This is a genomic window from Candidatus Nitronauta litoralis (genome assembly GCA_015698285.1).
Taxonomy (GTDB): Bacteria; Nitrospinota; Nitrospinia; order Nitrospinales; family Nitrospinaceae; genus Nitronauta; species Nitronauta litoralis.
The window spans coordinates 2,291,712-2,316,067 of sequence record CP048685.1 but is presented as its reverse complement, the minus strand read 5'-3'; the positions used below and the strand labels follow the sequence as shown (position 1 = coordinate 2,316,067).

Here is a 24,356-nt window from a genome sequence, read left to right as displayed (position 1 = left end):
TAAAGAGATGAATACAATTCAAAATCAAAAAATGCCAGCTTTGTTTTTAGGCCATGGCAGCCCGATGAATATCATCGAAAAGAACAAGTATTCAAATAACTGGGAAATTTTGGGGAAATGCCTTAACAAACCTAAAGCCATCTTGTCTATTTCCGCTCATTGGGTAACACGAGGCGCTTTCGTGACCGCAATGGAGAACCCGAGAACCATTCACGACTTTGGAAATTTTCCTCAGGCTTTGTTTGATATTCAGTACCCGGCAAAAGGCAGTTTAGACCTTGCAAAAAGAATTCAATCCCTAATAACCAAAGTCCATGTTGAACTGGATTCCAGTTGGGGGTTGGATCATGGGACCTGGGGACTTCTGATAAAAATGTATCCTGAAGCAAATATTCCAGTTCTGCAATTGAGCCTGGATAGAAGTTTGTCTCCTCAAGAACATTATGACCTGGCTCAAGAATTAAAACCTCTGAGAGACGAAGGGGTGTTGGTTTTAGGTAGCGGAAATATCGTCCACAACCTTCAGTTTTTTAGTTCTAATCCGGATGACGAACCTGCGGATTGGGCCATCGAGTTTGATGAAAAGATCAAACACCTTTTACTAAAAGGAGATCATCAGGGAATCCTGGAGTTTGAATCCCTGGGTGAGATTGCGCACCTTTCAGCGCCAACACCGGAACACTTCTTGCCATTGATCTACATTATTGCCCTGCAGAATGAAGAAGAGAGAGTCACTTTTCCGATTGAGGGAATGGTTTCCAAAGGAATATCAATGCGAGGAGTTATGATCTCATAAATTTTAAAAAACCTTCGTCATATACGTAACACTCTTTTTTGAAATTTTTGAAATATGAGCAATCTTTTGACTAAAGGAATATAAAAAATGAATAAGTTTATTGGTGTGGTGTTGATCACAGTCTTTTTTTCATTTGGTGTCGCATTTGCTGAAAACCTCCCTCCTCATACTGCCAAGATAGATGATGGTGTTTATAGCTATGGGAACCCAGCGAATGGTTATTTTTCAATGTTTGTTGTAACTAACGAGGGTGTGATTGCTATTGAATCCGTTAATTCCAAACATGCAGCAGGATTCGTAGAAGCAATCAAAAAAATTACAGACAAACCAATTCATTATCTGTTACACAGCCACAATCATTGGGACCATTCGAGTGGTGGTCAGGTGTTCAAAAATGCCGGAGCGAAAACCTTGGCTCATATCGAAGCCTACGAATGGATGCAAGCTAACCCAGGGGCAGATATGGTGGTACCGGATGAAAGCTGGAGTGGAACCCGGAAGGATCTTTCGCTTGGTGGCACGACGGTTGAGTTGCACTATTTTGGGATGAATCACGGTTTGGGCATGACGGTCTTTCTTTTGCCAAAGCAAAAAATTGCTTATATAGCGGATATAGTTACACCTAAAAGAGTGATGTTTAATATTGTTCCAGATTTTAATATCAAGGAGTGGGAACGATCTTTGGAAGAAGTTTTGAAACTGGATTTTAAAAAATTTGTAGCATCGCACAATGAAAGACAACATCCTTTACAAGGAGGGTCGAAACAAGATGTCGCTGATAGTTTGCAATTCATTCGCGACTTACGCGCCGCCATTTTTGCAGAATTTAAAAAAGGAACGAACCCTATGATGGTTCCGAATGTAGTTCAGCTTCCCAAATATAAGGATTGGGCTATGTATAAGGAATGGTTGCCGATGAACGCTTGGCGGATTCTCCTCGATGAATGGATGGGGCCATTTCCGTGGAGACCAAATAAAAAATAATTTTTATGGGCTATTTTGATGCCCACCAAGGAACCTAATTTAGGAAAAATTTGGAAGAAAGCCTGGTCCTTCGGGGTCAGGTTTTTCTCTTTTAAGATTTCTAAAGTTGACTACTTTCACCTTAACCTAAACATGCTCATTAGATGAATGTCCGCTTTGGGTTGGGTTTAGATGATCTTCCCATAGATTTGAACATCTGCTTTTAAACTATAAGCTTTATCATATGTCCATAGCTAGCCGATAAATTAATCCGAGCAATGCTTCTACCTTGGCATTCGAAACGAAATTTTTCGAACCTCTGGAACCCCACAGTCCATCAAACTTTAAGCCGATTATTAAAGGTTTAGGTTTTTATGGCGTTCTCGAAATAGCTGGCTTTAAAAAAGTTTGTCGACAACCTGAATAATCGCCCCAGGAAAACCTGTCAGTATCTGACACCCAACCAAATGTTTAACAATCGATTCGTGCCTCTTTTATGAGTGGAATTGGACTTATTATTTGAATCCGCGTTTATTTGACTTCACGCAATGGCACCAGGTTCGAACCTGTTTTCCCAGATCGCTACCCCTCTTCCTTATTGTAGACCACTGGCATTCTGCCTTTCCACTTGTGCCACGTGTCCTCGTTGCAAATCAAATCCGCCATGAAGTAACTCACATTTATTCGGCTGGTTGTTCCAGCATTGAAAATTGCACATCGAGTCGGCGAGGGATGGACTGTAAATTCACTTACTTCATCTTCATCGAGCAAACTGTCAGGACGCACCACCACCCATTCAATGAGTCCATCATTCTGGCCGATCTGGGTGCGCAGGTAATCTGCAGCTTTTTCGTTATCCACGTGAGGTGGCAACATGAGGCGAAGGAGACCAACGACACATTTATTCCTGAAAGAAACCTTTTCCTTAAGGTCCCGGTTACTATTTCCAGCCGTGTTCATGAGCACAAACTTGACGGGTCTTTCTGGATTGTTTGCCTTTAAGGCATTGCAGAGTCGCCGAGTAGCATCCGATACAAGCCTGCGCGGCGGACCGAAAATCCCCTTAAAACTCAGATTATGCCCAAGACAAGATGCCAATGCGTTACATCCCCTAACATGTTGGGCAAGCTCCGCATCACTCAGGTCCACGACATTTGCCTGGATGACAGTTAAATTATTGTGGTTGGCGACTACATCGGACAGGCTATCAGTGGATCGGACAATGATTCGCACCTGTTGCCCACGGTCCAATAAATGATTCAGGAGCAAACGTCCAGTTGCCCCGCTGGCTCCTACAACCAAAGTCGTCATGTTTCACTTACCTGCACTTGATAACGAGCTAATTTAATGAATAATTTATAAGCTCATAAGGGTATGACCAAATACCGATGGGATCAACTAATAATGATATTTTCGAATCTCTGGAACCCTGCTCTTAATCAAGCGTTGAGCGATTTACAATAAGTAAATGAAAATTATCAAAAGAGAGGCTTAGAGTGCAGACTTGTATCATCCATAAACATAAATCATGACTATAATAATAAAATGACAAGCAAACTGGAAATTCGCCAAAGCCGCCCCAGTGACCTTTCCGGGATTGAACAACTATATAAAGACGCCTTCCCTGACGAGGACTTATTACCGCTTGTGAGAACACTCCAGGGTTTTGGGCCAGGAGTGAAATCACTCGTTGGAAAAAATGAAAAGGAAATCGCAGGACATATTTGTTTTACTTTTTGCCACATTGAAGGAAGCAAAAATAAGGTGGCGCTATTAGGTCCGCTTGCAGTAACACCTGCTTTGCATAGGCAGGGAGTTGGAAGTGCGCTGGTTCACAGGGGTTTAAAACATCTGGAAAATTGTAAAACCGGTTCTGTATTTGTTCTTGGTGACCCGGCTTATTATTGTCACTTTGGATTTAAAGCAGAGGACAAAGTCAAAACACCTTATCCATTACCAACTGATTGGCATGGCGCCTGGCAGTCCATCCGCCTGTGCAATTCAGAACCAAATTATGAAGGAAAATTGTTGGTACCAGAACCCTGGCGTCAAATTGAGCTGTGGACATCCTGACCCGCCAGTTCAGGTAACACCAGTATTCGAACTACAGCTTTTTATTTCACCTTGATATTTTTTCTACTAACCCACCCGACACCTGCCCGGCCTCAGTGAGGTAAAGGAAGGGAAAATTTTCAAGCCTTCCAGTTGTAGTCAGGAAAAGACTTGCCTCTTTCCCTTTATGGTTTTCGGTTAATTACCTGAAGCGGCATCCCTCGTCACGGTAACGTCTATTTTTTTCCGTCTTCTTCGCCCATCATCATATTTCATAAAAAAATGACTCCCCTTACTACGAATAATTTTGAAGCCAAATTTCTGTAGACAATTGAGCAGTTTCCTGCCCGTTATCCTGGGAAGGGGAGGCATGTTTTATTACTAAATTGGAATTCGAAATGCCCCAACAAAACGGGATGGCATCTCTGGAGGGCCTTCAACATCTATATAAAGACTTACAGCTTCTTTTAGCCTGTTCATCAATCCTTCGAAAGACTTGGCTAGAGTATGGCACCCTGGAAGTTCTACTACCGAAGCGACATAAAATCCTTCGTCATCAATCTCAACAATCACATTTAATTCTTCAGGGGAAATATTTTTTGAAAACAGCCTGTGGTCTTTCTTCATACCTTTTCTCCCCAAAAAGAGAGAATAAACTGGCGTCCCCAGCGGGATTCGAACCCGCGTCGCCGGCGTGAAAGGCCGGTGTCCTGGGCCTGGCTAGACGATGGGGACGCCCTGTAACTTTTTGATGACAAAACTCGCATGAAAAATCCGGCGGGGAGCCGGACTCTCTTGCTGGTCACCTTTTCTGCTCACAGAAGAAAACGGTACTCCATTTCCTCTGCGATTAAAACCGGAAAAAACGGGACAAGCCTCGTTCCGGCTTGACCCGTAACTCTCTTGCGAGTAGTGAGCCGCGAAGGGCTCGAACCTTCGACCCACGCCTTAAAAGGGCGTTGCTCTACCAACTGAGCTAGCGGCCCGCAAATACCGAACGTACTGAATATCAAACCCATTGTAGCATGTCAATTTATTTTATGGGGGTCCCCACCAAATCAGCCATATATAGGGGTCCCGACCCTGCCCCAAAACCCCATGGCTTCGCCTTCCCCCCCTCCGGTAATGATAGATTTGCGAAACTAAAACAAAATTCCAGATTCCCTTGTTCAAGAAGCGCTATTCGCGATTTTGAATTAAAAAGGAGGGGGTATGGGGAAGGTTGATTCCATGACCCCTCCCGCATCCTTCCCTCGCAAGGGGAGGGAAATTTACAACTGATTCTGATTACTTATTGATAAAACAACAGGTGATGAGAGTTTTGCGTAACTGTATTTTTTAGGGGGCAAGCAAGGAAGCCCCACCTCCCTTCGACCAGCCCAGGACAAGCTCCAGGCGCAGTGTGACAAATAAAATCAAGGGAATGTCATTTTGAGGAACCCGAAGGGTGACGAAGAATCTCGCCTTTGTTTTTGATCTTGGAGTTATGCAAAGGTTTCATCGGTGAAGGGGGAGGAATCTGTTTTCTGCCTGGAAATCACCTGGAAGAAACCCCTTCCTGATTTACAGGGTTTTGCGATGCTCTCCACCCGAATCCACCCGCACTGCTTGCCCTTCCGCCCCCTTCCCCCACTTTTTCGAAAATCTACTCATTTAACTTGATTTTCCCCCGATGCCCTCTCTACAATGATCAAAATCCGGCGCAACCCGAATAGTGGCAAACGGTAACAGAACGCCCCCCGGTATTTGGAGCCCCAACGTTTATGATATCCTGACGCTTCCTCTTTACAGGCTAAAGAGTGATCGAGGAGGATCTACTAAACACCGGGTATTTCCCTTTGGCGTTGGTAGAAAATCAAAGCACATGCGGACCCCAAACACCCAAAATTAACTTCAAGCAGGATGCCAAGCGGTATGGAAAAATCTGAACAAATCTGGATGGACGGCAAGCTCGTCCCATGGCACGAGGCCAATGTCCATGTCCTCACCCACACATTGCATTATGGTTACGGAGTCTTCGAAGGCATCCGCTGTTACCAGAAAAGCGATAAAACCTCTGCTATCTTCCGTCTCCAGGAACACGTCGACCGTCTGTTCGGCTCGGCCCGCATCCTGGGTATGGACGTTCCTTTCAGCAATGAAACAATTTTCAACGCCATCGTTGAAACGGTAAAAGTCAACAAACTGGAAGAATGCTACATCCGCCCGATCATTTTCCTGGGCGATAACAAGATGGGGTTGAATCCTGCCGGGGTCGACGTGCGCGTTGCCATCGCCGCATGGCCCTGGGGCACCTATCTTGGCGACGAAGCGCTCAACAAGGGCATCAACGTCCGCCTGTCTTCATACACCCGGCATCACATCAACGCCACCATGACGAAAGCGAAGGCCTGCGGTTACTATATCAATTCCATCCTGGCCAAAATGGAAGCGGTCCGCGATGGTTATGACGAAGCGATCCTGCTCGATCCCAACGGTTTTGTCTCAGAAGGTTCCGGCGAAAACTTATTCCTGTGGAAAAATGGAACACTACAGACACCACCGCTGGCCAGCGGTTGTCTGGATGGCATCACGCGCGATGCCGTCATCAAAATCTGTGGACACCTCGATATCCCGTTAGTCGAGCGCCAAATGACACGGGATGAGTTATACACAGCAGAGGAAATTTTTCTGACCGGTACCGCTGCGGAAATCACCCCCGTTCGCGAGGTCGACTCACGAGTAATCGGGTCGGGTCACAAAGGGGAGATCACTGACCGTATCCAGAAGACCTTTTTCGATATCCTGCGCGGGAAAATTGATCTCTATCCGGATTGGCTGACCCCTTTATAAGTCCGCCATCTCCATTTCTGCCTAATTTTTCAGCAGACATTGGGTTTTTAGGATATAATCTTGAATGATCCTGATCGGGCAAGTGGCCATGGCAAAAAATGATTCAAGGCCTTGCCACGTCAGTTTTTAGGTATTATTGAGAGACAGGGCAAATCCAAATTTACCCTGTCCCATTGGAAAAATCTGACGTCAGCCACCCCCCGGGGTTCTAAAAAATATGGAGGAAAGTTTCAATGCCGATTTATGAATACGAATGTGGAAAGGGGCACCAGTTCGAGTTAATGGTCTCGATCAGTGGTCCCGACCCCAAGACCTGCATTATAGACGGATGCCGCAGCAAGCCCAAGCGCATGGTATCCGCAGCTGGCTTTATTCTGAAAGGCAGCGGCTGGTATGCGACTGATTACCCATCGGAATCCCGCAGACAGGGAATAGACAATGAAGCCAAAGACGCCAACCCGGGTGCAGGCCACACCTGTGGCTCCACTTGCAGCCATGGTGTAAAAGGCGATGGAGGACCAACGGATGAATCGGCTCCCCCGCCCAAAGCGTTGACCGAACCGATTAAGAAGCCTAAAGAAAAAAATCCGTACTCCACCCGGAGCAAAAAGAAAAAGAAAGCGACCAAAGCTTGACCCTTCAAGCCAGACTGTCATGACAGGGAACTCCACGTTTGCCCCGAACATTCTGGCTTCTCTGATAGATTCTATTCTGCTGGTTTCTCCTGAAGGCATAATCAAGCAGGGAAATTTTGCCACCGAGGAAATGTTTCGCCAGTCTCAGGATGCCTTTTGTGGTAAATCGATCACCGAATTTTTCCCCAATCATCCCGAAATAGAAATGAAGATTAAGGAGACCTGCCAGGATGGAACCTCCTTCCGCGATATCGAATGTTTTGGTCGCAGAAAAAACGAGCACGTCCCCTTTCCCGCAAGCCTGACCATCGCACCGTACCTTCCTGGAGAACAGGGCATTCAGTGGGCAGTCCTGCACATCCGTGATCGTAGTCTGGTCCAGGAACTGGAAGAAACTTCACGACAGATCGACCAGATTTCGCGCATGGGAGTTCTTTCTCTGGGCATGGCGCACGAAATAAAAAATCCACTGGTCGCCATCAGTGGCTCGGCGCAATTACTGAAATCCAGATTGGAGGATGAAGAGCACAAGGAATACCTGGACATTGTCATCAAGGAAGTGGATCGTATCAACCGGATGATGAGTCGCATGCTGAGTCTTGCCGAACGGAATCCTCCAAACCTTGAGCCAATCAACATCCATCGTATCCTGGAAGAAATATTGATATTGGAAAAAGACCAGGCCAAAAACAAAATCGAGTTCATCCAGTGTTATGATCCCAGTCTGCCGCAGATTCCAGGTGATGAAGATCAGTTAAAACAGGTGTTCCTTAATTTAATCCGCAACGCTCGCGAGGCCCTTCAAGATGGAGGGAAAATAAAACTGACTACCCGGTTCCGCTCGGATTACACCGTAAAAACCAAAAATAATCCCAGCCCGCACCAGGATATTGTCGTCGAAATTGCCGATGATGGAGTTGGCATTCCAGAGGAACATCTCAAGACCTTGTTTGTGCCATTTCAAACTACAAAATCAAAAGGCAGCGGGCTGGGACTCCCCATTTCCTTGAAGATAGTGGAAAATCACCACGGAAATATCAAGGTCATCTCCAGTAAGGGCGAGGGCACGCAGGTTCAAGTCTTTCTCCCCATTCAACAGGTCTAACACCTATGACGGTTTCCAATAAAATCCTTGTGGTCGATGACGAAGAGAGTATCCTCTGGGTTTTCAAAAAGGCCCTCGAAAAAAGAAACATCACCGTGCACACCGCAGAGTCTGCCCAGCAGGCATTAGATAAAATCCAGCGCAACGACTACCTCCTCATCTTCACCGACATTTTCATGGAAGGCATGAGCGGACTGGATTTGCTAACAGCAATAAAATCCCGCAAGCCCTCCCCGCCCGTTGTGGTGATGACCGCACAGGACACGATGAATAACACGATTGAGGCCATGCGGCAGGGAGCCTTTGATTACGTGAGTAAACCCTTTGACCTCGAAGACATCTACGACCTTGTCGACCGTGTGGTGGAAACCAGTAATATCAAACCTCCTGAAAAAGAACCAACTCCCCCTGAAGAAGCTTTTTCTGTCGATGCCATCATTGGGCGCAGCAAGCACATGCAGGATATTTTCAAAACAATCGGAAAAGCATCCGTCACCGATCTCGCCGTTCTGATCACAGGTGAAAGCGGCACCGGGAAAGAAATGGTGGCGAGAGCGCTGCACTATTATTCGCACCGGGTGGAAGAAAAATTCATCGCCATCAACTGTGCCGCCATCGCCCGAGAACTTTTGGAATCCGAATTGTTCGGCCACGAGAAAGGGGCCTTCACCGGGGCCGTCGAATCTAAAAAGGGTAAATTCGAACTCGCCAACCGAGGCACCTTGTTCCTCGATGAAATTGGTGACATGGAAATTTCACTACAGGCAAAAATTCTGCGTGTATTGCAGAACAACGAGTTTTATAGAGTCGGCGGTCGGGAGCCTGTCAAAGTTGATGTCCGCATTATTGCGGCGACCAACCAAAACCTGCATGAGTTGATGAAACAGAAATTGTTTCGTGAAGACCTGTTTCACCGCCTCAATGTAATACAGATTCCACTGCCACCATTACGCGAACGGCTGGAAGATGTCCCGCATCTTGCGAATTTTTTCTTACGCAGGATTTCAGAGGAACTCGCGCACGAATCGGTTTTTCTTTCGCCGGAGGTGGATCGTCTTTTTAAAAACTATCAGTGGCCGGGCAATATTAGAGAACTGGAAAACGTAATCAAGCGCGGTGCGGTACTGGCCTCAGGTGGTGCCATCCTTCCCGAACACCTTCCACCCGGACTGCAAGAAGGTGTCATCGGAAAATCTGCGGTCAATGAATTCTGGGAACAACACCTTGATCCGTTGGTTCGGGGCTTTCTGCAAAGCCATGCAGAAAGTGACCACGGGAACCTGTATGACAAGCTGGTGGACGCACTTGAGAAAAACCTGTTTGAACACCTGTTGCGCAGACTCAATGGAAACCAGGTCGCCACGGCCAAGGCTCTTGGGATCAATCGCAACACGTTGAAGAGAAAAATTGATGCGCTGAATATCGAGCCTAAAAAAGGTCGCCATCTCAACCAAAAGGAAGGAACCCCCGAAGACGGGATCAAATGAAAACCGAGGTCATCGCTTCATTTGAAACCCCGTTTTTAACCCGGGTGGAACTCCTCCGCCAATCCTTCCTGCCCGAGAAAAAACAAGTCAACACTCCTCGCCTGGCCTTTATCACGGGCCTGCATGGGGACGAACTCGAAGGCTTGTACGTCGGACACCGGCTTCTCAATTTTCTTGAACAAATAGAAACGAATAACCCGTCATCACTTTTGGGTGAGGTACACGTATATCCCGCGGTCAATCCTCCGGCGCTTAATCACGCTTCACGGTTGTGGCCTGGTCACGGCACTGACATGAACCGGACCATGGGTCTTCCCAAACCAAAAGAGCTCACGGCGCAATTTTCATCAAAACTGATTGAAGATATCAAAACCCATGCCGATATTGCGGTGGATTTTCATGCCAGCAACCTGCACCTCCAGGAATTACCACAAGTCCGTATGATTGATGAGTGGTCTTCCTCGCTGTTACCGCTTGCCATGCTCACCAATACAGATCTGGTATGGTCCCATCCCATGGCAGACCTGTTCGCGGCGACTCTAGGCTACAACCTGAACAAATCCAAAGTCCGCACCCTTGTCATCGAAGCCGGAATCTGCCACCGCATCACACCCGAGTATGGCGACCAGGTATTTGCTGGGATTGTTCACCTTATGAAAGAAACCGGTATTCTGGATCAATCAGTCTCGGTGGCAGGACGAATGAAAAACCCTTTGCCGATCAGGGCCAATCAGGTGATATCGGTCAGTGCTGAAAAACCAGGGCTGTTTGTTTCGGATTGCCATTTGGGCGAATTTGTTGGAGAAGGCCAGCACATTGGAAACATCCTGGATCCGGTCCGGGGAAAAGTGCTGGAAGAAATAAAAGCCCCGGCATCCGGATTGCTGTTCACTCTTCGGGAACATCCCATCACATATGCCGGGTCACTTTTGGCGCGGGTCGCACTGGAAAAGGAGCCTCCACCGTGATGGAAATCCTTTACGAAACCACATCACCATTAGGAGAACCCGTCACCCTGTACAAACGGTCCTGGTTTGGAAAAGAAGAGATTCCCGAGACCGTTTCAATTGTGACGGGCCTGCACGGTCATAGTCTTACCGGACTTTACAGTGTCATGCGTCTCGCTGCTTTTCTCGATCAGATTTCGGATGGATTGGGAAATGGTTACCAGATCACAGGAAACATTCAACTGTTTCCTGTGGTTCATTTAAGAGCCATGGAAGCCGGTGCCTCTGTCTGGAACTTTGACCACCTGGATACAAACGTCGCATTCCCCGGAACCATTGAAGGGGAACTCACGGAAAAACTGTGCAATATTCTTCTGCAACATACCGTCCGCTCCGACTTCGCAATCGTACTGAAAGGACCAAAAAGATGGTGGCAGGAAATGCCTCACGTCAATCTGTTAAAAGCAGATGGCAAAATGAAAAAACTTGCCGGCTCCTTAGGGCTCGAAGTGGCTTTGCTGGAAGAAAAAAACCCTCTGGAAAATTTGCAGGTCCTCAAACAATGGCAGGACTGCCATTTAAAAGCCCTGGCCATCGGAACAGGTGAGGCCTCTGTTATGGACAGAAATAGTGGAGAAAAGTTATTCAAGGGGATGTTGAATTATCTTCTTGCCACCGGATTACTAACGCACCCTGAAATGAAAGAAGCGAAACAAGATACCAGCCTCTATGCAGCCAATGGGGAGAGGGAAATAACCTGTGAACGCGCAGGCTTTTTTATCAGCGAAGTTGGAACAAAGATAACCGTTGAAGCAGGTCAAAAACTGGGTGAGATTCAAGGATTGTATGATGGAAAAGTCCTGGAAGAAATAAAGGCACCAGAAAAAGGTCTTGTCTTCGCTTGCCGTCATCACCCTTTAGTGTGTTCCGGCGAGCCAGTGATCCGGCTTCTTACTAAAAAATATTCACGCTGGTCCAGATTCCTGGGATAGGTGGACTGCGTTTTCTATTTTTCCCCAGCTTTCACTCTACATTCATAAAGAAAGTGACCGCTCCATATATCGCGCAGCCCAGCCCTGTAAGTGTCATAATTGTGCCGCGCATCGATTGTCTCTTCAGGTCACGGGTGCGTTTTTTATCTTTGTCGATCATCTCCCATTTGAGTTTGGGGTCACGTAAAATCTGGTAGTCACGCCGCTCCATTTTGGCACACCAGTTCAATAAAAATACTCCGAGGAGGAAAAATCCAACACCCATCATTTGCCCCTCGTTCATCAAATTCTTGATAAAATCCATATCGCTCCCCCATCTGATCAGTCCTAAAGAGAACCAAAATCGTTACGGCTGTACGATTATAAGGACAAACCTTCTTTAAAATCAATTACTTTCACAACCCCTCTCCCCCGTCAAACCTTGTGCACAGGGCATGTTTGGGCTAGACTGTGCGCTTAAGAGGCCGATGACCCATATTATTAATGGGTTATCGTTTTTCAGGAGCTTCCGTGAGTTTGGTTCTCGATCAAAATGGGACAGGCTATCGGTTTTCAATGGAGCCTTTTCTTCTGGCAGACTTTGTCAGACCGGAAGCTGGCAGCCGGTGCCTTGAAGTGGGGACGGGCTGTTCCATTATTCCGTTATTACTGCTCACCCGGCAGCCGAAACTTTTGTTCCGTGCTATTGAAATCCAGGAATCCCTGATCCAAAAAGCGCAATCCAATTTAGCAGACAACAATGCACTGGACCGCGTCCAACTGGTGCACGCAGATTTCCTGGAATGGTCCCTGGCACATTTAAATGAAACCTTTGATTGGGTTATCAGTAATCCACCCTATCGAAAACTTAACAGCGGACGTATCAACCCGGATCGGGAAAAAGCACTGGCACGACATGAAATTACCCTGACTCTTGAGTCTCTAGTCTCCCGCGCAGAGAAACACTTAAACCCTGGCGGAAAACTGTGTCTGGCGTATCCCACTGAACGGCTGGAAGAAGTCAAACAGGTACTGGTTTCGAATGGACTCCAACCCGTTAAGGTAAGGAAAGTTTTTGGCAACGAATCTTTGCCCGCACGGTTTTTTCTGATACTAGCTGAACGGAACCTTGAGGAGGCAAACTGCGAGGAAGACCGGTTTTTTATCTATGAGAAAAACGGTTCTTACACCTCAGCAATGAAATCAATCTATGAATCCTTTAATTATCCTGGCCGGTCCCACCGCTACCGGGAAGAGTGAAACTGCCGTTGAACTGGCAGAAACTCTGAATACGGAAATCATCAGCGCGGATTCGATGCAGGTCTACAAGCATTTTGATATTGGCACCGCCAAACCATCAGCCGAACTGCGCGCACGTGTGAAACACCACCTGATCGACAGCCTGGAACCCCACGAGGAGTTCACAGCCCACGATTTTAAACAACGTGCAGAAACCATAATTCATGGCCTGCATCAAAAGAGCCGTATTCCTGTTCTCGCCGGAGGAACCGGCCTTTACTTAAAGGTACTCATGGAGAATTTTGAGTGTGGTGAAGCGGCTGACCCGGAACTCCGGAACCGGATTCGAAAAGAAATTAAATTGAAAGGTCCGGAGGCGATGCACGCCGAGTTGGTGAAGGTAGATCCCGTCGGCGCTGAAAGAATTAAACCCACCGACCCTTCTCGAATCGAACGAGCGTTGACCGTTTTTTATCAAACCGGGAACCCATTGTCTCAATATCATGAGAAAGACTCCCACACCTTCAGAAACTACGATGTCCATCTCTTTGTCCTGACCATGGACCGCACCCGACTTTATGAAGCAGTCAACAAACGCGTGGACCAGATGATCAAAAAGGGGTGGTTAGGCGAAGTGCGCGATTTGCAGGATCAGGGAATCCCCGAAACATGCAAACCGTTTCAGGGAATCGGTTATGCCCAATTGAACAAGGTCATCAAGCATCAAATGGACCTTGAGGATGCAGTAGAAGATATAAAACGTGAAACCCGACGCTACGCAAAACGACAAATCACCTGGTTTAAAAAAAGCCCGGGAGCACAAACGATTGAAGTCGGCCCAAAAGAAACTCCCCGAACCTTAAAAACCCAGATCCTTGCAAAACTGTCAGGGACCATCAGTGCAGTGGCTGCACTGTCAGTCCTTGCCCTTTTTCTGGTATTTCCAGTTGCGAAATCCTGGGCAGGGCAAATGCAGGACGCGGCCCGTTATCTTAAGTACAAAAAACCCAAAGCTGCTTGCGAAGCTTTGAAGCCCCTGGTTTCTAATGAAGCAAACACCCCTCAGGGTATCCGCGCTGGATTTTTAATGGGGCGCTGCCTTTCCAAACAAAAAAAATACAAAGAAGCCACGACCTATTTTCAAAAATCACTAACTGCTTTGCCAGAACTGGAGGATTACACACGGCTTGAGCTGGCAAAGATCAACCTTGCTTTGGGTTCCGCGAAAAGCGCCTTTGAAGAAACCTCTTATCTGTTACAAAATTTTCCACAGTCGCGGATCATCCCTCAAGCCGAACAATTGCGTGCCCGTGCCCTGCATGGACTTGGCCAGACTGAGCAGGCTATATTTTTTCTGGAAGAGGCCATAGCCCGTTTGACTGGCAAAAAGGCAGAGTCAGATTTTGCCCAGTTTATTCCAGAGCTCATCCTGCAGGCGGGCAGACTCCAGGAAACAGAAAAACTACCCAGTCGTGCCTATCTCAACTATCGCAAAATTTTTGTGGAACACCCCAATCACGAATCAGCAAAAGTTGCAGAGAAAGCTCTCAAGAGGATTGTCAGGAGCCAGGCTCTCAAGCCACCCTCCCTTACAGAGCGAGAGCTAAACAAAAGGGTCTCACGCCTTTTCAAGTCCGCACGATACAAAGAGGCTTTGCGTGAACTGAATGCCTACAAAAATGAAATGGGCAACAGGAAACTTCCCGTTGAATGGTACTTCAATATGGCGAAAGCCTATAACGGAGTCCGAAAGCGCCAGTTGGTAGTTTCTATCTTAAAAGAATTTATCAAAATCTACCCCAACCATGGAAAACTCCAGCAGGCCAGATTCAAAATTGGTCGTACGCTATGGAACCTGGGACACGACGGGGAAGCAAAAAAGTATTTCAGAAAAGTCCTCGAGACTACTTCAAAAAATTCCTGGAAAGCCACGTCGCGTTTTTATCTAGGTCGATTGCACGAAAACAGCAAACAATATGATCCCGCAAAAAAATACTACAGTGAACTGTTGGCCATGGGTGGAAGCAGTTCATACCTTGAAAAAGCCGCATGGCGGCTCGGGTGGATCGCTTTCAGGACAAAAAATTTTGGTGAAGGAATCAAACAGTTTCAGAAAAACATCGAACGCTGGCCGGGCACTATCTGGACTGCAAAAAATCTTTTCTGGCTTGCAAAACTCAACGAGTTATCCGGAAAAAAACTCGAAGCTCTAAAGACTTTTGCCACCCTGCTTGAACAATTTCCATATACTTATTATGGGGTACGCGCTGAGGAGAAGGTGATATTGCTCAAACAGGAACTACCGGCAAATACTGTGCCTCGCATGATCAAAACCGGGTTCACCTCTCCAGGGGAAAGCCCCAAAGGACTAAACCGTTCCTTGACCGAACAGGAAAATTTCCATTACACTCGGGCCATTACCTTATCGGAAATGGGTCTCTACGATGAAGCCCGACTGGAAGCGCGGAAAGCTGTTTCCACCCTGCGTAAAAACCTGTCCGGGGTTTTGTGGGCCTCCGACTTGTATATTAAAAGCCGGGCCTACCCGGAAGCCATGCGGGTTCTTTATATGTACCGCGATTACAAACAACCGGCTGGGGAAAAAGATTTACCCGTCGCATTTTGGAAAAACTTTTTCCCCCTGGCCTATTTCGATCTGATCAAAAAACCTGCAGCCGCCTACTCGGTTGATCCGTTTTTTGTCGATGGGCTTATCCGGCAGGAAAGCCTTTTTGACGACGACATTGTCTCGCCTGCCGGAGCACGCGGGTTGATGCAGATCATGCCTGAAACCGGTAGGCGCCTGTATTCTGCAGGAAAGGGCGATACTTCTTACGACCCGGAAACCCTGTTTGACGCACGGGTCAATGTGAGTCTGGGTATCAAGTTTCTCGGGCAGCTCACAGAACGGTTTGGAAATAAGGGTATGTACCTTCTCATTTCATATAATGCCGGACCGCATGTTTTGGAAAAATGGCTCAAGCGATTTGCTCACATCCGGGACGAAGATGTTTTTATAGAATCTATTCCCTACCCTGAGACTCGAGGTTATGTCAAACGGGTCATGCGCAACTACGGAATTTATAGACGTTTATATTCAGATGCCGCATCCCGTCAGGAAAACAACAGGGTTTTCTAACCTCAAACGCATCTTAAAAAAATGAATCAGATAGTTCCGATTCAAGGTTAGAATAGGCAACGGATTTTATGTTTGTGAACAATCGCTAGGAAGCGGGTCCGCGTTCATCGAACTGAATCGAACAGCAGCCAAAATCAAGACCGAGGGATTCTTTTGTAAGGAGGGATCGTACTTCGGGTTCAATGAAATTAATGATTCTGGTGCCTTCGCGGCGAGACCCTGTGAGACCGCTGGCCCTTAAAATAGACAAGTGGTGGGACACTTGAGGTTGAGGCATGGCCAGGAGATCAACCAACTCGGAAACATTTTTTTCACCCTGCAACAAGTGACGAACTATGTGGAGTCGGGATTCGTCGCCAAGTGCTTTCAAAATACGGGCGCATTCACCTGTGTCAGGTTGTTTGGTCATGAGTGCAGTATAGGAACTCAACCGGGACCCGTCAACAAGGGACAACAGGATATCGGAACAATTAATGAGCGAATCCCTGAACAGTGAGGAATGGGTTGATCGCTACGGCGACATGTTGTACCGGTTCGCACTGGTCCGGGTCAAAGATCAGGATGTCGCTGAAGAACTGGTCCAGACAGCCCTGATGGCAGCGCTTCAATCAAGCAAATCCTTTCAGGGCCGATCGACCGAGAAAAGCTGGCTCTTTGGCATCCTGAAACATAAAATCCTGGACCATTTCCGGCACGTCAAAAAACAAAGGACTTTTGAATTAACATCCGACGACGATTCGGACCCATACGAAGATGCCTATGATGAAACCGGACACTGGATTCACCCTCCACGGAAATGGGCACTCGAACCTGAAAAAGCAGCAGAGAACACGGAATTGGCGCAAGCGTTGGCCAAATGTATGAATAGATTGAATGAGAAATTTAGGGCTATTTTTGTTATGAAAGAGGTCGAAGGGTTGGATTCTGCTGAAATTTGTAAGGAATTTGATATACAACCGACAAATTTATGGGTAATACTGCATCGTGCAAGAAACCAACTAAAGAAATGTCTTGAGAATCACCACAATCTGGATCAGAAATGAGTGGCTCCCTGGTTGAAAAACTGAATACTCGCGTGGTTAAATGGATGAGACTATCCTGCGAACAGACTTCTCCTCTCATTTCGGAAAGCCTGGATCATCCTCTCACTTTCTGCCAGAAAATGAGACTTAGAATGCACTTGGTCCTGTGCGGGGTTTGTAAATGTTATCTGCAACAACTCCAGACTCTTGGAGGTCTTGCCCAATGCCTGGGACAGGAAGATTCTCCAGTGCTAAAGAATGAACAGCTCAGTCCGGAGTTTAAAGAGCGACTGAAAAAATCTCTTAACCCCTGACAGGCTCCCAATTAACGAAAGGATATCAGCATGAACGACCGGTCATCTGCAAACCAGGCCGCAACCCAACAAGGTGTTTCTCGCAATGAAGTTCGGGATTTTTATGCAAAAGCGGCTGTCGCCAGCCAGGAAAGCCTGTGCTGTCCGGTCAAATATGACACGGGCGATTTATCCCATATTCCGGAAGAGGTTTTGTCTATTTCCTATGGCTGTGGCAGCCCGGTCAGCCGTGCGTCCATTACATCCGGGGAAACACTGGTCGACCTTGGTTCCGGTGGAGGCATCGACTGTTTCATCGCAGCAAAAGTTGTGGGTGCAGAGGGCCGCGTGATCGGTATTGATATGACCGATGAAATGCTGGACAAAGCGCGTCACCATTCAAAAGAGGTCGCTTCCAACCTGGGGTATTCAAACGTTGAATTTCATCAAGGGTTTCTGGAAGCCATCCCTGTAGATGATACCACTGCCAATGTCGTGACCTCCAACTGCGTGGTCAACCTGTCGACTGAAAAACAAGAGGTCTTTCGCGAAATCAAGAGGATTCTCAAACCCGGCGGTCGTTTCGTCATTTCAGACATCATTTCCGACCAACCTGTGCCAGAAACCATGCGCACCAATAAGGAACTCTGGGGCGAATGTATCTCGGGAGCACTGACACTAGAAGAATTTCTGGACTATGCACGCAAGGCAGAATTCCACGGATTCCGCGTGGTGAAGGACTATCTCTGGAAAGAGGTCGAAGGCATCAAGTTTTACTCCTATATTCTGGAAGGCTTCAAACCAGATCCACTCGCCGACCCTTCATGCTGCAAAGAATTTTTCGCGGTTTACGGTGGCCCATTCAACAAGATAGAAGTCGCCGGACAGGAATACCAGGTAGGTGTTCCCACTGAAGTCGACGACTCAACAGGACACCTTTTGAGTCAACCTCCCTACCGGGACCATTTCAGCATCATCGACCCGGACAACGAAAATTTTGAGCCGGAAGCTGGCGACTCCTGCTGCGGCTGACACAACCCCCCTTTAAAATATGACTCGCGCCCGGTTCCTGCAGATTATTGCGGGATGGGCGTTTTTATTTGCTGCCCTGCCCTTCCGTGCTCTGGCTGCTTTAAAATTAAAACCGGTGGCCAACATGGCCCCGCGATTCACCGTTCCAACAGGCGATACTTCGCCAATAACTCCCACCTCACGTTTTTATGTTGAAGACATCTCCGGTGTTCCCGACTATGTAAAAGCAGGAGCTCCAGATTGGATGCTCCAGATCCATGGTGAAGTCGAACGGCCTCTTTCTCTGAATCTGAAAGCGATCGCTGCTAAACCACAGGTTCAAAAAATCATCACGCTCTCCTGTATTGGTAACCCGGTAGGGGGCCACGCAATAGGCAACGCCAAATGGCAGGGTATCTCGTTACGCAAACTGCTGGAAGAAGTTAGTCCAAGTAGTGATGCTGACTGGATGATTGTGAGAGGGGCCGATGGTTACCATGAATCAATTCCAATAAAGAAAGCACGCCACCCGGCTGCTTTGCTGGCCACGCATATGAATGGCGAGAGGCTGACGAAGGACCACGGTTATCCGTTGCGGCTACTCATTCCTGGACTTTACGGAATCAAACAGGTCAAGTGGATACAGGAACTGGAATTCTCAGCAGGAAGACAACCTGGATACTGGAATAAAAAGGGGTGGACGCGCGATGCCCGTGTCCAGATTTTTTCCCGTATCGATTGGCCGCACCAGGGCGAGAATCTGTTACGGGGTAACCATAACATTCGTGGTGTTGCTTTTGCTGGAGATCGTGGAATCATCCGGGTCGAAATTTCGTTTGATGAAGGCAAAACCTGGCAACTTGCAACCCTGGGGAAACCCCTTTCAAACTATTCCTGGGTATTCTGGAATGCGTCGGTCCCGCTGGGTCCCGGACATTATTCCGTGATGGTTCGTGCTGCCGATCTTTACAGTGGAATCCAGAGCGGGTACAAACGTGACCCCTTCCCTGCAGGCGTAAACGGTTTCCACCGGATTGAATTCAAGGTTTTCTAAAACCTTTACAACAAGCAGGCACACCGTGGGACCGGTCCACAAGGACCGGTCTCAACGGTATACCGCGCTGCGCCTCCCCCAGGAGGGCAGCATCGGATCCGGGGTGGCCTACTCCGGACCCGGGGTGGAAAACAACACGCTCAGGTCGATTTTCCCCTGACCAAACTGGGGAAACCCGGGGGTGGTGGGATCACCCTCGTTTAGATTCGACGCGGTGTTATCCGGTGGGAACAGAATAAGACTACGGAGAGCTTTAAGAATCTGATCCTGTTGATGCCTTGGGAGGTGTCGAAAATTTTTCTGGGATTTTTCAGCTTCACCGCCATGACGCAAAATCACCTCTTTCAAAGATATACTGCGTCCATCGTGGCCATAGGGAGCGGTAGACCCTACTCCCCAAAGTGGGGCTGTCATAAATTCTTTCTGGATGGTCCCGTCATAATTCAATTCATGAAAATTTGGTCCCAGGTCGTGTCGTTTGAAATCGGTGAAAATTTTATTAACGCGGAAAGCATCGCCGTCAGGTAAAATTAATGGAAGCGGTTGTCCATCATCTTCCTTGTAGAACCGCGTTTCAGCTTTCGCGAACAGTCGATTCCATTGGCCTTTTTTCGGGTTGAATCGGGTTTCAACATCGGCCACTCGCCGGTCAGATTCGACCTTCAGGTTTTGTTGGTGGCAGCGGGTGCAACCGATCTTTTTAATCAGTTCAAATCCTGCCTGCGTGTCAAAATCGGTTTCACCCGTACCTGGCTTGAAATAATTCAATAGATAAAATTCAAGATAATCCACCACCGCAGGATCCACTTCATGGGTGACCCCATCCAGGTCGCCGTCCACTGAGGAGTCTGCAATTGGCGGCGCTTCAATTGCGTCCAGAGCTCCATCAAGAACCATCCCGGAAGGAGTAACACACATCCCACCTGCTGAGGCGGCTTTCAGACAGGGGTCGGCAGACTGCAAACCCATTTCGGCACTTAATGCTCCAACAACAAATTCGCGAATAGAGACAGTCCCTCCCTCGGCAAAGAAAGGCCGAACTCGAAGGTCAGGATTAATCCCCTTCACCTGGCTTGTATCCACAGTGCCATCCGGATTCGCGGTAAGCTTTCCGTAATGGATACCCTTGCTTTTAAGCCTGATCTGCTCCGGAGTGCCGGAAGCGGCTGCGTCGATGAGAGCCTGCTCACGAAGCGCACGCAAGTCGCGAGTTATTTCATCAGCCAATTGTTCTTTTAAGCCCAGACCAAAAAGATGGGGGGCATTGCGCCCATCCGGTCGCGTCACAACATCACCACCAAAACCTGCTGACCCACGAGGCAATCCGTGACAAGCGGCACAGGAATCAGATAACCCAGCGCCGAGAGCACCTATTGTTTCAATATCTCCTATTCCATCTGTTGAAGTTCGTGGACCCTGCCCCTGCGCACGAGTAAACTTTCGCTGAAACAACTGGCGCCCTCGCCGGATGGCCCGGGCAGGATCGCGTTTGATTTGATAGTGGGAGGAGTCTGGGGTGGTAATATTGCCAGAACCAACACTAATCTGTTGTTCCAGCGACAAAGCAATTCCCCTGCCTGCGGTGTTCGGTGTTTGAGTAATGTCGGTTAATTGAGCAAAGGCTTCTGTCTCAAACCCCGCCTGACAACTTAGCAATACCGCTAATACAAAAACCAATGGCCTGGAATTAAGAATCATACAGTTTCTCCCAAAAATTTTACAAGTAAAATTAACATTAAAAAGTTATCGAAATAAAATTTTATTGTCAAATTTTTAAACAGATTACCAGAAAAAAGAACTTTAAAGTCACAAAATTCAATGAATTTAAAAAATATTAGTACTTTTTACCACACAATTATAGTAATGAAAATCATTTTTAAAAAATTCCTTGCAAGTGCCTTGGTCTCTTTCTGAATATTTCTCCAACCCTCCCACTAAGGCCATTAGTGTTTTTTTTGAGCCTTTACCCAAACCAGATCGGGAGGGAATTTCTGCTTAATTTATTTTCGATTTAGAGTTTTGATTGCAGATGAAAAAAAATCAAACGATTCTACATTGAGGAAATAGGAGGGAAAAACAAACAGGAGCTGATTATGGGATGGGCTGGGCAACCCACACTCCTGTCTTTTTTTGAATAGTTTCTCAGAATTTCAGGCGAAAGTTTCCTTGATAACATCCAAAAAAAAAGAGCTCTTTAAATACAAATAGTAAAAATTTGAGAATTGTTCTTTTCGGTTTTGTGGTGGTATCAGGTGACCCGCCGGCCCACTAAACCCTGAGTCCTTTGTCCCGGAAAGACTTACGCTTTGTGGACCTTTTCGAATTTTTTTTTCAGAAAAACCTTCAGGCAGGAAAAGATTGTCTTTTTCGCTGCTTGAGTTTTTGATAAAGAGTCGGCACCAGGGCAAACAACCCAAGAAGAATGAAAGCCCCCAGAACCTGAGGCGATGCAATATCTTTCAGTGAGTTGATGGAAGCCAGGTTGCTACCTGCATTGGCATAAACAAATGTCCCCGGAAGCGTGCCAATCATGGTTCCAAGGAAAAAAGTACGCGCAGGGATACGGGTTATCCCGGATGCAAGGTTGACGAGGAAAAAAGGAAATAACGGGACCAGTCTCAGGAACAACATATAGTTGAAGGCATTTTGTTCGAAACCCGCCTGAAACGCATTGAGTCGTTTACTAAACTTCGATTGGACCCAATCCTTTAACAAAAACCTTGCCGCAAAAAATGCCAGCGTTGCACCGCACGTAGCTCCCACATTTACGATGAAAGTTCCCTTGACCGCGCCAAACAAAGCGCCACCGAGCAATGTCAGCAAGGTTGCACCTGGCAATGACAAGGCAGTGGTCGCTATATAAACACCGATAAATCCAAGAATCATTAACACTGGATTCAATTCGTAATAAGCCTGAAGATCATCGCGGTGGGTTTTCAGACTTTCCAATGAAAGGAATCGACCGAGGTCGAAAATGAAAAACGCCGCAACACCCAGCGCAAAAATACCAAGCAGTATTAATTTCTTATTCATGGCTTATACCTGTATTGCAAGTTTTCACTCGCAGGTTTCCGGAATTATAGCACCGCCTGATAGTGGAGCGATGGATATGCATGTTTTTACCCGTCAGTTTATCGTCAACCACTTCACCCCAATTCAGGGTTTTTACAGGATAAGCCTTGGCCTTTCCTTTAAAGTGAAGACCCAACACCCTGTCGGCGCCATTCGAAAACTCCTCCTCTGCAGTTTTTCCAGAAACAAATGCAGGATCAGTTAAAGCAGGGATACCATCCCCGGGAGGTCCACAGGACTTTATTTCAGCAAGAGGAATACTGTGACTGGATAAATCCAACCCGGATAGCAGCGTCCCAAACAAGATACAATCGACAACCGTTCCTCGCATTGAAACTTCCTCCAATAACATGATAGGAAGTCGCTATCCGTGTCCTTTCCTTACAAGTTTCATTGAACAGCTTGGGCGGGGTTGATACATTTAAGGGGTCAACAGTCGCGATGATCGTGCATTTCTTTCAGGCGTTGATGAAACACATTCTGGATTTCACCTCTGATTTTCGAGGATTCATATTCCACCATACTGCCGCCATTTTCGATAAAGTCGATTTGTTTTTCGATTTTCGGGCATACGGCAGAGTCTACATTTCCCGCATTTTTTCCGGAAGCGATCATCAGATCACAAAACCTTATCCCCTCTTTCACGGTTTTAGCCAATGCCGGGTTGATATTGTACCCTTTGGTTTTTTCCAGGTAACTGGATATGGTGAGAACTTTCTGAAATTGTTTCCGTGCATTGTCATAATTCCGGTCAAGAACAAACTGTATGGCCTTCATCATGGATAACCCCTTATTGCCAATAAACTGGTCGGGTGCCGTTTCTTTGAAATACCGCGACTCGTATTCCATCAGCAACTCCAATGCACGCTTGCGGCAAACCCCAGGGGACAGAGGTTGACCCTGTTCAGCAGAAGCGTTGTCCGGGTTGATCTGTTCTGAAATATAAAACCAGATGAGGGTTTTGAGCGCCAGAGGACGCGACAGGATCGGTCCTTTTAAAGCATGCTCAATGTGCTTCAATCCTTGCAGCCGAAGGTCTCTCCCTCCCTGCATTAAAAAATTGGAGATGCCTCCGATCCTGGTATTGCCATATTCATAAACACCGAGCCCAACATAGGCATCGTTGTAACGCGGGTCCAGATCAAGTGCGTCTTCCAGATGGTTATCGGCATTCAATCCATTCATCAAGGCAGACAAAATATGACCCGCCCCATATTCAACAATTCCCACATACCCTTCGGAGGCTCCAAGATAAAAATAGGCCTCCGCCTGCTGATCTTTGGAAATTCCCGGCATTTCCAGAATATCCTCAGCCAGTTCTTTCGCTCGCTTGCTGTTGCGGTCAAAATCATCACGAATAGAATCTATCTTGTACTTGCTGGTAAAAGACAACACATGAGACAGTTCCGCCAACAAACCGGCAAGGTAAAAATGGAACTTCATCAGCTCCAGTCGGTTTGCAATGGCAGGGGTTTTGTTTTCGAGGGTGGAAATACGTTTGCGAAATTGAGGAAACCATCGGTCAAAGTCGTAATACAGAGTGCCCACAATAGCCCTGGAAATCATCTCATCCGCATCAAGTTGATCCAGGTTTTCAGAAAAAACCTGTGCCGGCCTCTTGTCTTTAACGACCCCTCCGATACCGGTCAATAAAACCAGACTCAATAAAAGAATGACAACAAACAACAAACGCTTGAAACCCGCAACGGGTTTGACTCTTTTTGTAGCCATTGTTTGT

The 24,356-nt window shown here is 47.1% G+C and carries 23 protein-coding genes, 2 tRNA genes and 1 pseudogene; 15 read left to right on the top strand and 11 right to left on the bottom strand.

Annotation, left to right across the window (positions count from 1 at the left end; all coding sequences use genetic code 11):
* Positions 1-7 precede the first annotated feature (7 nt).
* Positions 8-796, top strand: a complete 789-nt coding sequence (ygiD, locus tag G3M70_10595; protein QPJ62293.1) for a 4,5-DOPA dioxygenase extradiol — start codon at positions 8-10, stop codon at positions 794-796.
* Between the two features lie 87 nt (positions 797-883).
* The gene (locus tag G3M70_10590; GenBank protein ID QPJ62292.1) at positions 884-1,780 is read left to right on the top strand and encodes an MBL fold metallo-hydrolase; all 897 of its coding nucleotides are present in this window, start codon (positions 884-886) and stop codon (positions 1,778-1,780) included.
* Between the two features lie 561 nt (positions 1,781-2,341).
* On the opposite strand, the gene G3M70_10585 is transcribed toward G3M70_10590, so the two are convergent.
* On the bottom strand, positions 2,342-3,070 hold the full coding sequence (locus G3M70_10585; GenBank protein QPJ62291.1) for an SDR family oxidoreductase: 729 nt from the start codon (positions 3,068-3,070) through the stop codon (positions 2,342-2,344).
* 234 nt (positions 3,071-3,304) lie between these two features.
* Here G3M70_10585 and G3M70_10580 point away from each other — a divergent pair, with 234 nt between their 5' ends.
* Complete coding sequence (locus G3M70_10580) at positions 3,305-3,832, top strand: N-acetyltransferase (GenBank protein ID QPJ62290.1); 528 nt, start codon at positions 3,305-3,307, stop codon at positions 3,830-3,832.
* A gap of 177 nt (positions 3,833-4,009) precedes the next feature.
* On the opposite strand, the gene G3M70_10575 is transcribed toward G3M70_10580, so the two are convergent.
* From G3M70_10575 to G3M70_10560, 4 genes are all read right to left on the bottom strand, one after another.
* On the bottom strand, positions 4,010-4,183 hold the full coding sequence (locus tag G3M70_10575) for an addiction module toxin, HicA family (GenBank protein QPJ62289.1): 174 nt from the start codon (positions 4,181-4,183) through the stop codon (positions 4,010-4,012).
* Between the two features lie 9 nt (positions 4,184-4,192).
* A complete protein-coding gene (locus tag G3M70_10570; protein QPJ62288.1) occupies positions 4,193-4,438 on the bottom strand; it encodes a type II toxin-antitoxin system HicB family antitoxin in 246 nt (81 codons plus the stop codon).
* A 30-nt stretch (positions 4,439-4,468) separates the two neighbouring features.
* Positions 4,469-4,546: transfer RNA gene (locus G3M70_10565), tRNA-Glu, on the bottom strand.
* Positions 4,547-4,724: 178 nt separating this feature from the next.
* A tRNA-Lys gene (locus tag G3M70_10560) sits at positions 4,725-4,797 on the bottom strand.
* A 928-nt stretch (positions 4,798-5,725) separates the two neighbouring features.
* Here G3M70_10560 and G3M70_10555 point away from each other — a divergent pair.
* From G3M70_10555 to G3M70_10530, 6 genes are all read left to right on the top strand, one after another.
* Entirely contained in the window at positions 5,726-6,643 is a 918-nt protein-coding gene (locus G3M70_10555; protein QPJ62287.1) for a branched-chain amino acid transaminase, read from the top strand.
* A gap of 233 nt (positions 6,644-6,876) precedes the next feature.
* A complete protein-coding gene (locus G3M70_10550; protein ID QPJ62286.1) occupies positions 6,877-7,278 on the top strand; it encodes a zinc ribbon domain-containing protein in 402 nt (133 codons plus the stop codon).
* 19 nt (positions 7,279-7,297) lie between these two features.
* On the top strand, positions 7,298-8,383 hold the full coding sequence (locus tag G3M70_10545) for a PAS domain-containing protein (GenBank protein ID QPJ62285.1): 1,086 nt from the start codon (positions 7,298-7,300) through the stop codon (positions 8,381-8,383).
* Between the two features lie 5 nt (positions 8,384-8,388).
* Positions 8,389-9,870: a nitrogen regulation protein NR(I) gene (gene glnG, locus G3M70_10540; GenBank protein QPJ62284.1), complete on the top strand. Its 1,482-nt coding sequence runs from the start codon at positions 8,389-8,391 to the stop codon at positions 9,868-9,870.
* The gene (locus G3M70_10535) at positions 9,867-10,838 is read left to right on the top strand and encodes a succinylglutamate desuccinylase (protein QPJ62283.1); all 972 of its coding nucleotides are present in this window, start codon (positions 9,867-9,869) and stop codon (positions 10,836-10,838) included. The genes glnG and G3M70_10535 overlap by 4 nt, the downstream gene beginning before the upstream one ends.
* Complete coding sequence (locus G3M70_10530) at positions 10,838-11,809, top strand: hypothetical protein (protein ID QPJ62282.1); 972 nt, start codon at positions 10,838-10,840, stop codon at positions 11,807-11,809. The genes G3M70_10535 and G3M70_10530 overlap by 1 nt, the downstream gene beginning before the upstream one ends.
* Positions 11,810-11,840: 31 nt before the next feature.
* Here G3M70_10530 and G3M70_10525 read toward each other — a convergent pair whose 3' ends face one another.
* Positions 11,841-12,113, bottom strand: a complete 273-nt coding sequence (locus G3M70_10525) for a hypothetical protein (protein QPJ62281.1) — start codon at positions 12,111-12,113, stop codon at positions 11,841-11,843.
* A gap of 206 nt (positions 12,114-12,319) precedes the next feature.
* Here G3M70_10525 and G3M70_10520 point away from each other — a divergent pair, with 206 nt between their 5' ends.
* Positions 12,320-13,048, top strand: coding sequence for a methyltransferase (locus tag G3M70_10520; GenBank protein QPJ62280.1), 729 nt, complete (start codon positions 12,320-12,322; stop codon positions 13,046-13,048).
* The gene (gene miaA / locus G3M70_10515; protein ID QPJ62279.1) at positions 12,999-16,166 is read left to right on the top strand and encodes a tRNA (adenosine(37)-N6)-dimethylallyltransferase MiaA; all 3,168 of its coding nucleotides are present in this window, start codon (positions 12,999-13,001) and stop codon (positions 16,164-16,166) included. Before G3M70_10520 ends, miaA begins: the two co-directional genes overlap by 50 nt.
* Positions 16,167-16,251: 85 nt before the next feature.
* Here miaA and G3M70_10510 read toward each other — a convergent pair whose 3' ends face one another.
* Positions 16,252-16,596, bottom strand: a complete 345-nt coding sequence (locus tag G3M70_10510; protein ID QPJ62278.1) for a winged helix-turn-helix transcriptional regulator — start codon at positions 16,594-16,596, stop codon at positions 16,252-16,254.
* Positions 16,597-16,639: 43 nt separating this feature from the next.
* Here G3M70_10510 and G3M70_10505 point away from each other — a divergent pair, with 43 nt between their 5' ends.
* From G3M70_10505 to G3M70_10490, 4 genes and pseudogenes are all read left to right on the top strand, one after another.
* Positions 16,640-17,209, top strand: a complete 570-nt coding sequence (locus tag G3M70_10505) for a sigma-70 family RNA polymerase sigma factor (protein ID QPJ62277.1) — start codon at positions 16,640-16,642, stop codon at positions 17,207-17,209.
* A 44-nt stretch (positions 17,210-17,253) separates the two neighbouring features.
* Positions 17,254-17,397: pseudogene (locus G3M70_10500) on the top strand (zf-HC2 domain-containing protein).
* A gap of 135 nt (positions 17,398-17,532) precedes the next feature.
* Positions 17,533-18,513, top strand: coding sequence for a methyltransferase domain-containing protein (locus G3M70_10495; protein ID QPJ62276.1), 981 nt, complete (start codon positions 17,533-17,535; stop codon positions 18,511-18,513).
* A gap of 19 nt (positions 18,514-18,532) precedes the next feature.
* Positions 18,533-19,546, top strand: coding sequence for a molybdopterin-dependent oxidoreductase (locus G3M70_10490; GenBank protein ID QPJ62275.1), 1,014 nt, complete (start codon positions 18,533-18,535; stop codon positions 19,544-19,546).
* A 108-nt stretch (positions 19,547-19,654) separates the two neighbouring features.
* Here G3M70_10490 and G3M70_10485 read toward each other — a convergent pair whose 3' ends face one another.
* From G3M70_10485 to G3M70_10470, 4 genes are all read right to left on the bottom strand, one after another.
* Entirely contained in the window at positions 19,655-21,241 is a 1,587-nt protein-coding gene (locus G3M70_10485) for a thiol oxidoreductase-like protein (GenBank protein QPJ63786.1), read from the bottom strand.
* Positions 21,242-21,889: 648 nt separating this feature from the next.
* Complete coding sequence (locus G3M70_10480; GenBank protein QPJ62274.1) at positions 21,890-22,579, bottom strand: TVP38/TMEM64 family protein; 690 nt, start codon at positions 22,577-22,579, stop codon at positions 21,890-21,892.
* Complete coding sequence (locus G3M70_10475) at positions 22,572-22,949, bottom strand: DUF3179 domain-containing protein (GenBank protein ID QPJ62273.1); 378 nt, start codon at positions 22,947-22,949, stop codon at positions 22,572-22,574. Before G3M70_10475 ends, G3M70_10480 begins: the two co-directional genes overlap by 8 nt.
* 98 nt (positions 22,950-23,047) lie before the next feature.
* Entirely contained in the window at positions 23,048-24,349 is a 1,302-nt protein-coding gene (locus tag G3M70_10470; GenBank protein QPJ62272.1) for a hypothetical protein, read from the bottom strand.
* Positions 24,350-24,356 lie beyond the last annotated feature (7 nt).